This is a genomic window from Rhodococcus sp. ARC_M12, assembly GCF_022810385.1.
Taxonomy (GTDB): Bacteria; Actinomycetota; Actinomycetes; order Mycobacteriales; family Mycobacteriaceae; genus Rhodococcoides; species Rhodococcoides navarretei.
The window spans coordinates 20089-32555 of sequence record NZ_JALGQI010000012.1 but is presented as its reverse complement, the minus strand read 5'-3'; the positions used below and the strand labels follow the sequence as shown (position 1 = coordinate 32555).

Genomic DNA, 12467 nt, shown 5'->3' with positions numbered 1-12467 from the left:
CTGTGACCTGGGTCTCGGCCAATGTAGGTTTTCTCTATGTCGCCCGCGAAGTCATGGATGGAACTACTTCTGGACGATGCGTCCATCGACGAACTGGAAGCCCACGGTCGAGAACATCCCGGTGCCGAGGCGTACGCGGCCTCCAGGCTGCGCGCGCTGCTCGATCAGCGCAAACAGCGCAGTACCGAACTCTCGGCGCTCAACGACATCGCGGTGCGCCTGACGACCGTGCGCGACAATCGGATCCTGCTGCAGGAGGTCGTGGACCAGGCCCGCACACTTCTGGGCGTGGATCTGGCCTACATGGGCTCGGTGTACGGGAACGAGTTCGTCATCGAGGTCACCAGTGGTGCTTTGACGCCGAAGCTCGTTGGTATCAGGCTCACGCTGGACGAGGGGCTCGTCGGGCTGATCGTGCGCGGAGCCTCGCCGTCATGGACACCCGACTATCAGAGCGAACCTGCATTTCGGCACATCACGGGAGCGGACAGTGCTGCGCGGTCGGAGAACATGCGCGGACTACTGGGCGTGCCACTCCGGGTCGGCGACCGAGTCATCGGCGCACTGTTCGCGTGCAAGCGGCAGGAGCGGGACTTCGCAGACAGTGAGATCGCGCTGCTGTCGGCACTGGCCGCACACGCGGCCATCGCCATCGAGAACGTGCGAGCGATCGACAAGCTCGAAACGCTCAACGCCGAATTGTCGCTCCGCACCGCGGAATTGGAACAGACCCTGCAGTGGGATCGTACGTTGACCCAGGTAGTGCTCCAGGGCGGCGGCGTACGGAGTCTGGTGCGGGAGGTGGCGTCGGCCACCGAATGCCCGGCGTACTTCGTGGCCGATGGCGCGTCCGTACCGGTTGCGCTGGAGGACAGAGCTATCGAGGTCGACGCCATGGTCGAACGCTGCAGGGCGGGCGCGGATACTGCCGTGGGCGACGGTATGACCGCACGCCGGGTAGTGGCTGCCGGACGCTTTCTGGGAGCGTTGATCTCCGTCGGACCGGACGACAGTCAGACCCACCTACTTCTCGATCGGGCTGTGCCGGCCATCGCGCTCTCGCTGGCCGAGGAGCGCGCGGCGGCGGAGTCCGCACGCCGTGCGCAGGACGCATTTCTGCTCGACCTGCTGCTCCATCCGACCTCGTCACCCGACGACGAACGCAGGCAGTTCCACCGCGCCGGACTGGCTCCGGACGTGACGTATTGTGTGGCGGTCGCGCAGGGAAACGCGTCGAGGTCCGAGCTGGAAGCGGCTGCACTACCACCGGGATCGGTTGTAGCAGAGCAGGGTTCGAGGGTATTGCTGGTCGTTCCTGCTCGTGAGTCCGCCGCCGTCCGCCGCATGATCGCCACCCGTGCCACCGTCGGGATCTCCGAGCCCGCGCGAGGTGCCGACGCTCTGGCGGCGGCGTTCCGAGAGGCGCAACAGACTGCAGACGTGCTGACCACCCTCGGCCGGGATGGGGACGTGTCCTCGGCGCGTGGCCTTGGCATCTACCGAATCCTGCTGAGCCACATGGCCCGTGAGCACTTGGACGAACTCACCGAGGACAAGCTCGGGCCGCTGCTCGCAGAACAGACCAAGCGCGGAGTCCCGCTCATGGAGACGTTGTCGACGTATCTGGCCCACGGCCGCCATCATTCGGCCACCGCGTCGAGCCTGGGGGTACACGTCAACACGCTCTATCAACGGCTCGATGCGATCGACCGGCTGATCGGTACGCAGTGGCGCGACCCGGACGATGCTCTCGATCTTCAGGTGCTGATGCGCCTGCGACGGTCCGCCGATCTGCTGGGTCTGTGATCCGAGCGAATCGGTGCTCGTCGGATAGCGTCGAGGCATGGCAGTCGACTTTTCGTGGTCTCAGTTCCTGTGGATAGTCTTCGTGTTCGTCGGTGTGCCGTCGACGTTCTGGGCTCTTGTTCTGTGGGCGGTGTTCTCGAAGCGTCGAGAGAGCAAGGGGAGCGGCCCGCTCGGCTTGTGGGCCACCGGATCGGTCGCTGTCGCATCGGGTTTCGCCGCGTGCGCAGGGTGGCTGAGCTGGTCTGCGGACTACCGGGGCGAGTTCCGTGGCCCGGGTCTGCCGGCACCGAACGAATTCCCGTCCTGGCAAGTCGTCGCGTGCGGTGCGACGGTCGTGGTGCTGTGCCTTCTTGCCGCACGCATGTCGCGCTGGGCGAAGACCGGTGGACACGTCGCTGCGTTGGGCACGACGGCAGGGTTCGCCACTGCGTTCTGCATCGAAGCAAGCACCGATGTCACCGGTCAATCGGGTGTGGGTGTCATTCTGTGCATGATGGGCTGGGGCACCGGCTTGACCGTGCTGATGCTCGTTCGGAACGTGTTCGGTGGGCGACAGCGGTCGGCAGTCCAGCCGTGAAGCCGTCAGAGCTCGATGCCCGTTGCCTCGACCACGCTTTCCCACAAGGCATCTCGCACGCGTGGTGAATCTCCACGCCAGGACGGGTAATGAGTCGGACGCGGGGCCCGGTCGTGCCAGAACGTACCGGTGCTGGTCAATGCCTGATCCGCTGCCACGAGCCAGACGATGGTGTCTGCCCCGTCGCGTGCGGTCCGCAGAATCGGCTTCATCACCGAACCGAACAACGGCATCGAGCCGGTGACCCCGGGCGTCGCCGCCCAGCCCGGGTGCATGCTGTGCACCACCGGATCGTCTTCGAGCGAAAAGCGTTCGGCCAACTGCTCGGCCACCACCACCTGCATGCGTTTGGTTCTGGCGTATGCCGTCATACCGGAGTATTTGCCGTCCGCGTATTCGAAGTCCGCGGACTGCAGCGGCACCGGGTACATGCCGCCGCTGGAGACGAAGACGACCCGAGATCCGGCGTCGAACAGCTCTCGCAGTCCCACCGTCAACGCAACCGGCCCGAGAACATGGGTGGCGTAAGCAGATTCGTGTCCCTGTGCAGACAGTTGTCTCCCGTCCGGCATCACCCCGGCGCAGTGCACGAGAGCATGCACCGACGTGAGCTCGGACGCCAGAGCCGCGATCAACTCGGCCACGGAGTCGAGATTGCTGACATCGCACTCACGTACCACGAGGGAGGCGTCGGGCACCTCGGCTCGGATGCCGGCGGCCGCGGACTCCAGCCGATCGGCCGACCTACCGACCAGGTGGACCCGTGCCCCCAACCTGGCCAGTTCCTTCGCCGTGGCTGCGCCCAACCCGGACGACGCACCGGTCACCACCATGTCGATGGGGGAGGGGAAGGGCGTCGGATCCGCGGCCCAGAACCGTCGACGCACCGTCGCACCGATGCGGGAGTATCCGGGAACGACTGCTCTGTCGAGGATCGTGTCCAGCGTGCGGGTCAGCAATGACATGCCGCTCTGATACCCCGCGGTAACCGGATGTATGCGCGTCCGCACGCCGGGGTCGATGCCAGAATGAGTCCATGGTTCACCCCGCCGTCTCCGACGTCACCCGCGACATCCTCGCCGAACTTCCCGCCCACCGACGGGAAACGTTCGAGTTGCGACTCGAGCAGTGGTTCCACGATCTGCATGACGCGGTCACGGCCGTCTACCCCGATCCCGACGCCGTCGCAGCGACCATGGTGGAGATCGCAGCGCACGCCTATGCCGCCCGCCCCGAGGATCTGCACCGACTCGACCAGCGCCGATCGCTCGAACCGGATTGGTTTCAGCAGCCGGACATGTTCGGCTACGCCTGTTACGTCGACCGGTACGGACAGACGTTGCGCGGAGTGGGCGAACGGCTCGACCATCTGACCGAGCTCGGCGTCACCTACCTGCACTTGATGCCGCTGCTGCAACCGCGGCCCGGCGACAACGACGGCGGATACGCGGTGATGGACTACCGCGCGGTGCGCGAGGATCTCGGCACCAACGAGGACTTGCGGGCGCTCGCGCAGACGCTACGCGGACGCGGCATCAGTCTTGTGGTCGATCTGGTACTCAATCACGTTGCTCGCGAACACGAATGGGCGGAGAAGGCGCGTGCCGGTGATCCGAGGTATCGAGACTACTTTCTGATCTATCCCGATCGCACCACACCGGACTCGTACGAGCGCACGCTTCCCGAGGTGTTTCCCGATTTCGCACCCGGCAGCTTCACCTTCGACGACACGCTCGGCGAATGGGTGTGGACGACGTTCAACGAATGGCAGTGGGATCTGAACTGGGCCAATCCTGCTGTGCTGCAGGAGTTCGCCAGCATCGTGCTGCATCTGGCCAACCTCGGGGTTGAAGTGCTTCGCCTCGATGCGATCGCGTTTCTGTGGAAGCGACTCGGCACCAACTGCCAGAACCAACCCGAGGTGCATGCGATCACCCAGGCCCTGCGCGCCACCGCCCGACTCGCTGCTCCGGCCACGCTGTTCAAGGCCGAGGCGATCGTCGGGCCTCGCGACCTCCTGCCGTACCTGGGTCAGGGGCGGCACACCGGGCGCGTCTCGGACATCGCGTACCACAACTCGCTGATGGTGCAGGTGTGGTCGATGTTGGCAACGGGCAGTACCGCTTTGGCGCGTCACGCCCTGTCCTCACTCCCACCGACTCCGCCGAGTGGCACGTGGGTGACCTATGTTCGCTGCCACGACGACATCGGCTGGGCCATCGACGACGGGGACGCAGCGTCACTCGGGCTCTCGGGCGCAGGCCATCGCCACTTCTTGGCCGACTGGTACTCCGGGGAATTCGACGGCTCCTGGGCCGAAGGCCTGGTGTTCCAGTACAACCCGGACACCGGTGACCGCCGGATCAGCGGAACAGCGGCCGCGCTGACCGGTCTCGGCCCGTCCCGGCTGGATCCCGACGGCGCATTCGGGCGAATCTTCCTGGCGCACGCCATCATTGCCGGCTGGGGTGGAATTCCGGTCGTGTGGAGCGGCGACGAGCTCGGCTCCCCTGGGGATCCGAACTGGGCCGACGAACCCGCTCACGCCGAGGACAATCGGTGGGTGCATCGGCCGCGCGTGACCGACGCCGATCGGGCCGGCCGATTCCAGCAGGGGAGCGACGCGCAACGAGTGTTCGACGGTATCGCGCGCATTGCGAAGGTGCGCGCCGGTCTGCCGATGTTGCACGCCGAGGCACCGGTGGACGTGCAGAGCGAATCGGACGACGGTCTGCTCGTGGTGCGCAGGCGGCATCCCAGCGGCACCCTGGTCGCCCTCTACAACGTGACGGCCGAACACCGGTCGTTCCCGCACGCGCAGCTCATCGAACTCGGAATCCCGGCCCCGGTGGAGGTGCTCTCGCAGCACGATCTGGGGGTCGACGACGCTGGCTCGGTGTGGTTGCCGCCCTACGCGGCGTGGTGGATCGTCGACAGCCCGCTGCGCTAGAAGAGGCGATGCCGTGACCGGGCTGTTACCCTCCCCGAGACGGTCGGCTGGATACGAACAAGGGGACAATGTTCATGCTGCATGCTCGGATGCGAAGTCTGGTGCTCGCTGTGGTGGCGGTGTTGGTCGCCACGATGGCAACGGTGCTGATGGGGACCGGTGTGGCGAAGGCCGACTCCGAGCTCGTCTACGTCTACTCGCCGTCGATGGACAAGGACATCCCGATCAAGGTGCTCACAGCTGCCGGGGGCGGACCAGCGCCCACGCTGTATCTGCTCGACGGCCTGCGCGCACCCGAGGACAACAGCGGCTGGCTCATCGAGACCGATGTCGAGCGCTTCTTCGCCGACAAGCACGTCAACGTGGTCATTCCGTTCGGCGGCGGCGGAACCTTCTACTCCGACTGGCAGCGCGACGACCCCAAGCTCGGACGGGTGAAGTGGGAAACCTTCCTCACTCAGGAGCTGCCGCCCGTCATGGCCGATCGTTTCGGCAGTGACAACGTCAACAATGCCGTCGCAGGACTGTCGATGAGCGGAACCTCCGCGCTCAACCTGGCCGCGCATCGTCCGGATTTCTACAAGGCGGTGGCGTCGTTCAGCGGCTACCCGACGGCGAGCAGCCCCGGGTTCGCGCAGGGCATCTCGGTGGCCGTCGGCGAAATGGGCGGCAACGCGCGCAACATGTGGGGCACCTGGCCGTCCGCGGACTGGATCCGTAACGACCCGTCGCTGAACGTGGGCGCACTGCGCAACACGGCAGTCTTCGTCTCCTCGGGGAGCGGCTCACCGGCTACGGACCCTGTCTTCAACCCGGCGAGCAGCCGCTTCGACCCCGTCAGGTTCGCGCAGATGGTGCCGCTCGAGACGGCAGCCGGCATGAGCAGCCGTGCATTCGTTCCGTTGCTGCAGGCGGCAGGCGGTCGACCCAACGTCAAGATCACCGGTACCGGTGTGCACTGGTGGAACCACTGGGAGCAGCACCTGCACGATGCGTGGTTCGAGACTATTGCCCCTGCGCTCGGCGGCTGAGCCGGAAGTTCGTCAGGGCGTGCCGCATCCTCGGCGACAGCGATCCGTACACACTTCCCATGCTCATCGCCCACATTCCCTTCGGTAGCGGTGACAGGCGCTTGGGCAGCCAGGGATTGCGCAACGCCAGCCCGTAGGCGAACAACGCCATCTCACGGAGATGGGGTTGACGGGCTCCGTTCTGCTCGTGCTTGTGGGTGACCTCCCAGGCGGAACGGCCGTAGCCGACGCCCTGATGGAACGCGGCGCGAACCGTCGTCCTCAGGCGGTAGGCAACGAGCGCGTCGGGGGTGTGGCCGAGGGAGAGGCCTGCCTCCTGGATTCGCCATGAGATGTCTGCGTCCTCACCGCCACCGAGGAAGCTCTCGTCGAACGTGCCCACTCGATCGACGACGTGCCGCCACATTCCGAAGTTGTTCCCGTGGGCGTACGGCAGATACGTCGTCTCGAATCGATCGTCCGGTGCAGGCACCACGCGCCATGTCGCCACCTCCGGTGAGTTCAGCGTCTGCACTTCGATCGGACCGCCGACGGCGTCGTACGTCTCTGCGGCTCGGGCGAGCGCGGTGAGACGTATTCGGATACACGGCATCGTCCTGGTCGGTGAAGACGAGGAAGTCTCCATGAGCGGCCTCGACGCCGGCGTTCCGCGCGTGTGGGGTGCCCCTGACGTCGGAGCTGTCGATCCAGCGGAGATCCAACGGAGACTCCAGCTGCTCGAGATGCTCGCGCAATCCATCGGTGGACCCGTTGTCGCTGATGATCACCTCGAACTCTCCGTGGTAATTCTGGGCGGCGAGCGCGGCAAGCTGAACGTCGAGGTCCGGCAGGCCGTCGAAGCACGGCACGATCACTGATACAAAACCGACTGGCATGTATGTTGACGCTACTCGGTCGAGTCCCGCTACTCTGTCCGCCATGACGCCACCGAGGATCACCGTCGACTACACCGTGCTCGACTGCCCGGATCCGGCTGCGCTCGGCCGTTTCTACAGCACCATCCTCGGATGGGAGCCGGTGCGCGACGACGGCGACTGGGTGGTGGCGCACGGTCCCGGCGAACTGCGCCTCGCTTTTCAGAAGGCAGCGGACTTCACCCCCATCGACTGGCCGAACGAGGGCATCAAGATCCACCTCGACCTCGTGGTGGACGACATGGAACAGGCCAGGGATTTCGTCGTCGACGCCGGGGCCGAACTCATCGACGACGCGCAGCCCTCGTTCTGGGTGTTCCGTGATCCGGCCGGGCACATCTTCTGCCTGTGCAAGCGAAGCTGATATCGAAACCGGATTTCGAGAACAGGCTCAGGCAACTTTCGACTGTGGCAGTGACATGCCGATCCGCTCGTGCTGCTCACCGAGCCAACGCGCAAGAACCTGGCAGCCGGTCAGTCCACCTGCATAGTCCTCCCGCGCGTACGCGATATGGCGGCCACCGCCGGGATTCGACCACTCGAATCGATTCCAGCGCAACGACTGCGGCAGGTAGCCGGCCACTTCGCCGGCCGCGGTGCGGAGGCGTCGAACATCCTTCGTCCACTGCGAGGGCCGAAGACGAGTTCGGGTAGCGTTCTGGAAACTGTTGCTGCGCACGAGGTTCCACAGTTCGCGTAGCCACGTCTTCGGGGTGCGGAACGACATCCATCGGGTCAGGTCGGCGATGTCGCGGACGAGGCTGTCGTCGCTGGCGTTGCAGATCATGTCCGAGGCGAGGCCGATCCACTCGACCGGAATCGACTCGGGCAGAGCAGGACCCGCGCCTGCGACGCCACGCCCGGTGCATCCGTCGACGGCACCCACCGCCTGCTGAGGATCGGAAATCAGACCTGCGGCAACGATGCGGCTGCCGTCGATCGTCCCGTCGTGGACGAGGCCGAGGACTTCGCGCACCACCGTCGCTCCCTGCGAGTAGCCGATCAGCGCAATCGGCCCCGCCGTGGTTTCCAGTGCACGGCGCAGGCGTCGAACACCGAGTTCTGCGCTGTGTCGGAAGCACAGACCGCCGAGCGCGACCGGTCCGTAGGACGCCGGATAGCCGACCCACCGGCCGACGAAGCGGTCGTCGAGTTCGGCGACCACACAGGACAGCAGGCCCGTCACCCGCGTCCGGTGGTCGGACGGATGTGATTCCCCGGTACCTCCGACGGCGAGTACGGTCACCTTCTCCTGGCTCATGGCCCTCAGTCTGGTGGGGGAACCTGAGCCCGACGCCCGACAAATGCTGAGAACTGTCTGGCAGTTCGATCCGGATTCATCCCAGTGCGACGCGTACCTCGTCGAGGGAATCCCGCAGGAGCGCCTCGTAGCCATCGGGGTCCGGCACGGCTGCGCTGTTGGACGTGATGCCGACCGTGACGGTATCGCCGATGCCGTGGACTCCGTGGGTCAGGCTCATGGCAGGTGACAGGGCGGGAAAGCCCGCGGTGAATCGGACGCAGCCGCCGCCGAGAGCGAGGTCTGCGGCACCACGCGAGACGCTGGACACGACGGTGTTTCCGGTGACCGTCGACGGGACGGCGGTGGGATCGAACTGCGCGACGCCCCACTCGGCCAGAAATGCCGGCACATGTGCTTCGACGTCGTCCTGTGACGAGCGGGCAGCCTCCGACAGTGAATGATTCGCGCGGTGTCTGCGGGCCGCCAGATCCGCCGAGATCAGAATGCTTCGGCTGCGGATGTCGGATTCGGAGGTGAACAAACCGACGCCGACGTTCCCGAAATTGTTGCGAGCGTCGGCTCGTGCGTCCCGGGCAAGGGTGACCTCGGCGGCCAGATCCACCGAATCCGCGAAAAAGCGTTGCAGCGCAACGGAGATTGCGGTCAGCACGAAGGTGGTGACGGTGGTACCGCCACAGTGCACGTCGGCCTTCGGGAGCACGATGGTGCGCACGGAGGTCCGGCCGGTGGGCGCAACGTCGAGGGCGGTCAGGGCGCGGGAGGGCGCGGGCGGTGGGATCGCCCCCGAGTCGGTGCCCTGCTCGAGGTCGAGCGCGTCGCGTCGGGCACGGACGCCGCCGCGAACCATCTGTGCCAGTCGAAGCGGAAGAGCGGCAGCGGCACGGGCTGCGGATGCCATCTCGCATACGACCGGAGGCTCTGTGCGGGCCGGTGATGCCGCAATGGAATGCGTGCCGAACAGGTCACGGGCAATCCGCGATGCCAGTGTTCCGTCGGCGGCTGCGTGCGAAAGCTGGAGCACCGCAACGAGGGCCGTGCCGCCGGGAGCGTCGACGATGTTCGGATAGAGGTGCAGGTGCCACACGGAATCTCGTGGGTCGACCTGCCGTCGGAACGACGCAGCGACCGCATCGAGACACTCCGGCCAGGTGCGGGCTGTCCGGTGGACGGAGATCGCATCGGAGGGCGGACTCGCCTCGGTCCAGTGGGGATACTCGAGGCCGAAAGCCGCGTCGGTGATGCGCGTGCGCAATACCTCGATGCGACCGCTGCGCTCGTGCAGTCGCGTCACCTCGGTATCGATGTCCGCGGAGCCGTGATCGAAGCAGTACAGCAGGAATTGGTCACTGGGAATCTTCGACGCCATCCAGTATGCGCGTGCATCCGCCGGATGCAGTCGTGTCGATTCGCGGCGACGGCTGTCGGCTCGAATGCGGGGCACACGCCAAGCCTATTCTCCCTCCACGCACCTGTGGACTACAGACTGTCCGGTACTGATCTGTGAACTGTCACCACGACCGGCCGGGAACTTCTTCGATGGCCTCGCCGTCTACCGGCACTATCGGCGCTAGCCTTGGCCAGTGCATCGACCAGCCCTGTGTTCGCGACGCCGTGACACCGCATGGTGGGTATCGTGACGCCGAGAGTCGCCTCGGGCTATCGGGCAGGACTGCGTTCGTCGACCAACGCGGCCGCGTCGGCCGACTATGTCACCGACGTCTCGTACACCGAGTACGGCTCCGCGGCCTGCACGCTCGGTGTCGCGGCCGACAACACCGTGTTCCTTGCCCCCGCTTTCACCGTCGACGGCATCGGTGTGCTGCGGTCGTCCGACTTCGGAAAGTCGTGGCGCGCATCGGTTCCGCAGGGCGTGCAGAACAGCCGACATCGGCCCTACATGTATTTCGACGACGTCGACGACCGACTGTATCTGCATGCCGGCCGATTCGATGCGCTGTCCCCGCACCCGCTGAGGACTGGATTCGTGCTCGGAGTCACCGACGATCGCGGCGAAACCTGGCGCACGAGGAAAGTGGCGTCGAAGGCCAGGATGGACGCCAAAGTGTTCGCTGGGCCACGTCCTACACGCGAGGGGAGGATCACGTATCTCTCCGCGCCGACGCCGTTCTCGATGCGAGTCCGGCCACTGATCAACGTCACCCGTCAGATGATCTGGCGGTCCTTCGACGGCGGTGTGAAGTGGGAGGTGGCCGGAGGTTTCGACATCGACCCGAAGAACATCCCCGGCCTGCCGAGCCGGGAGTACGTCTCGTTCGGCAAGGGCGTCGTCGGTCCGGACGGCACCGTCTACATCGGTGGCCGCTACGGTCGACGGTTCGCCGTTGCAGTCAGTCACGACGAGGGCCTGAGCTGGAACGTTCGAATGGTGCCGGGTTCGGCACTGGCCAAATATCACAATGCTCTGCACTTTCTGCTACACGGATCGCGCTATCTGCTACCGGAGTCGATGGCGGTCGACGACGACGGAAACGTGTACGCGGTGTGGCCGGACCGCGACGGATTGTTGCATGCCGCATGGTCTTCCGACGGTGCGGTGAGCTGGTCGAGGCCGGTGGTGGTATCGGCACCGGGGGTGCGTGATGCCCGCTTCGGTGCGATCACCGCCACGGGGTCCGGGAGGGTGGGTATCGCCTACTACGGACGTGAGAAGGGTCGTGCCTTCCATGGATTCATCGCGCAGTGCCGTGATTTCCGCACCGGGGGCCCGGTGTTCGTCGGCGGCAAGTACAACGATCCCGATGCCCCGTTGTTTCCGCACGGATTCTGCAGCGGCTACCCGGGTTTCGCGTTGGGGCGTTCACCGAACGACAACGTGCGGGTGCACTTCGCCCCCAACGGTGACCTTCTGACCGGGGCCGTGATGCAGATGCGAGGAAGAAATCGGCAGCGCCCGTGGGCGGCACGCTCGGAACGCACCGAGATGCAGGCAGTGCTGGGCAGGCTGGGCCGGATCGGCCGCGACTGAACAACGAAAGGCCCTGCAGCAGTGTGCTGCAGGGCCTTTCGGGGTCGAGCGCAAGCGTCAGGCGACGTTGATCAGACCGACAGTGGGGAAGAAGAAGCAACTCTTGTCGGTACCGTCGAGCGCCTTGTGGTTCACCGTGCCGAACACCGCCGCGAGGACGGTTCCCGATCCGGTCTCGACGGGCACTGCGCGTGCACCGGCGGCGGGCAACGCATCGAGTGCGTTGACCACGAGAGGCCGAGCCAGTTCCTTCAACTCTGCCGGAATGCCGGAGTTGTCGAGGATGGACTGGGCGAGAGTGGTTGTCAGCCCACCGAAGTCGGCGAAGCCACCCTGCAGGGTATTGACGTTGAACCACGCCACCTGCATGCCGGACTTGTCGGCCGAGTCGTTCACGATGCCGGCCGGAACGAACGCGAACATCGTCTCGCCCTTGTTCACCGCGTTGAGTTCGGGCACGGCGATCGACGGCAGGCCGGGCAGAGTGGCGATCGGTGGCACGGTCAGCTGGGGCCACGGTCCGCCGGCACCACCGGCGACGCCCGGCACGATTCCCAGCGGTGCGCCGGGTGTGGCAGCGCAGTTGATGGCTGCGGTCGGGTAGAAGAACGGAGTGATGCCGAAGTCGGTCAAAGCCTTGTTGGCTGCGTTCAGTGCGGCGAACGGGTCGGCGCTCACATCCTCGGCGACCGGGGTGCGCGACTCGGCGATGGCGTTCGCCGCGTCGAGCGAGGCACCACCCTGTCCCTGCAGGGCGGCGATCGCCTGTGCCAGCGGATCGGCCGGTGCCGGATCCGCTGCCGCGGTGGCGGGAACTGCGAGCAATGCCGCGCAGGAGAGCGCGAGCGCGCCCGCCAGACGGCTGAGGCGACGAGACATGTGTGACTCCTGTGACTGATGTGGCTTATGTTGCGGTTGCGCTGATATCACCACACATCA

Annotated in this window: 11 protein-coding genes and 1 pseudogene; 6 read left to right on the top strand and 6 right to left on the bottom strand. The window is 65.8% G+C overall.

Features of this window, described 5'->3' with window-relative positions; all coding sequences use genetic code 11:
* Positions 1-57 precede the first annotated feature (57 nt).
* Together MTX35_RS16160 and MTX35_RS16155 are read left to right on the top strand one after the other, a co-directional pair.
* Positions 58-1806: a helix-turn-helix domain-containing protein gene (locus MTX35_RS16160; RefSeq protein ID WP_374230316.1), complete on the top strand. Its 1749-nt coding sequence runs from the start codon at positions 58-60 to the stop codon at positions 1804-1806.
* Between the two features lie 37 nt (positions 1807-1843).
* Positions 1844-2383 (top strand): hypothetical protein, encoded by a 540-nt coding sequence (locus MTX35_RS16155; RefSeq protein ID WP_243595961.1) that lies wholly within the window; start codon positions 1844-1846, stop codon positions 2381-2383.
* Positions 2384-2388: 5 nt separating this feature from the next.
* Here the strand turns inward: MTX35_RS16155 and MTX35_RS16150 are convergent, their stop codons facing one another.
* Positions 2389-3348 (bottom strand): SDR family NAD(P)-dependent oxidoreductase, encoded by a 960-nt coding sequence (locus MTX35_RS16150; RefSeq protein ID WP_243595960.1) that lies wholly within the window; start codon positions 3346-3348, stop codon positions 2389-2391.
* 71 nt (positions 3349-3419) lie between these two features.
* On the opposite strand from MTX35_RS16150, the gene MTX35_RS16145 reads away from it, so the two are divergent.
* Both MTX35_RS16145 and MTX35_RS16140 read left to right on the top strand, forming a co-directional pair.
* Complete coding sequence (locus tag MTX35_RS16145) at positions 3420-5333, top strand: alpha-amylase family protein (RefSeq protein WP_243595959.1); 1914 nt, start codon at positions 3420-3422, stop codon at positions 5331-5333.
* Positions 5334-5407: 74 nt separating this feature from the next.
* Positions 5408-6364: an alpha/beta hydrolase family protein gene (locus MTX35_RS16140; protein WP_243595958.1), complete on the top strand. Its 957-nt coding sequence runs from the start codon at positions 5408-5410 to the stop codon at positions 6362-6364.
* Here the strand turns inward: MTX35_RS16140 and MTX35_RS16135 are convergent.
* Positions 6339-6989 carry a glycosyltransferase family 2 protein gene (locus MTX35_RS16135; RefSeq protein ID WP_243596084.1) on the bottom strand — a complete coding sequence of 217 codons (651 nt, stop codon included), beginning with the start codon at positions 6987-6989 and terminating at the stop codon, positions 6339-6341. The two genes, MTX35_RS16140 and MTX35_RS16135, sit on opposite strands and share 26 nt — an antisense overlap.
* Before the next feature lie 7 nt (positions 6990-6996).
* Positions 6997-7239: pseudogene (locus MTX35_RS16130) on the bottom strand (glycosyltransferase family 2 protein); the annotation flags it as partial.
* Positions 7240-7282: 43 nt separating this feature from the next.
* On the opposite strand from MTX35_RS16130, the gene MTX35_RS16125 reads away from it, so the two are divergent.
* Positions 7283-7642, top strand: a complete 360-nt coding sequence (locus MTX35_RS16125) for a VOC family protein (protein ID WP_243595957.1) — start codon at positions 7283-7285, stop codon at positions 7640-7642.
* Between the two features lie 27 nt (positions 7643-7669).
* On the opposite strand, the gene MTX35_RS16120 is transcribed toward MTX35_RS16125, so the two are convergent.
* Positions 7670-8539: a PE-PPE domain-containing protein gene (locus MTX35_RS16120; protein ID WP_243595956.1), complete on the bottom strand. Its 870-nt coding sequence runs from the start codon at positions 8537-8539 to the stop codon at positions 7670-7672.
* A gap of 76 nt (positions 8540-8615) precedes the next feature.
* Entirely contained in the window at positions 8616-9983 is a 1368-nt protein-coding gene (locus MTX35_RS16115) for a WS/DGAT domain-containing protein (RefSeq protein ID WP_243595955.1), read from the bottom strand.
* 192 nt (positions 9984-10175) lie between these two features.
* Here MTX35_RS16115 and MTX35_RS16110 point away from each other — a divergent pair, with 192 nt between their 5' ends.
* Positions 10176-11528, top strand: a complete 1353-nt coding sequence (locus MTX35_RS16110; protein WP_243595954.1) for a sialidase family protein — start codon at positions 10176-10178, stop codon at positions 11526-11528.
* 57 nt (positions 11529-11585) lie between these two features.
* Here the strand turns inward: MTX35_RS16110 and MTX35_RS16105 are convergent, their stop codons facing one another.
* On the bottom strand, positions 11586-12407 hold the full coding sequence (locus MTX35_RS16105) for a hypothetical protein (RefSeq protein ID WP_243595953.1): 822 nt from the start codon (positions 12405-12407) through the stop codon (positions 11586-11588).
* Between the last annotated feature and the right edge of the window lie 60 nt (positions 12408-12467).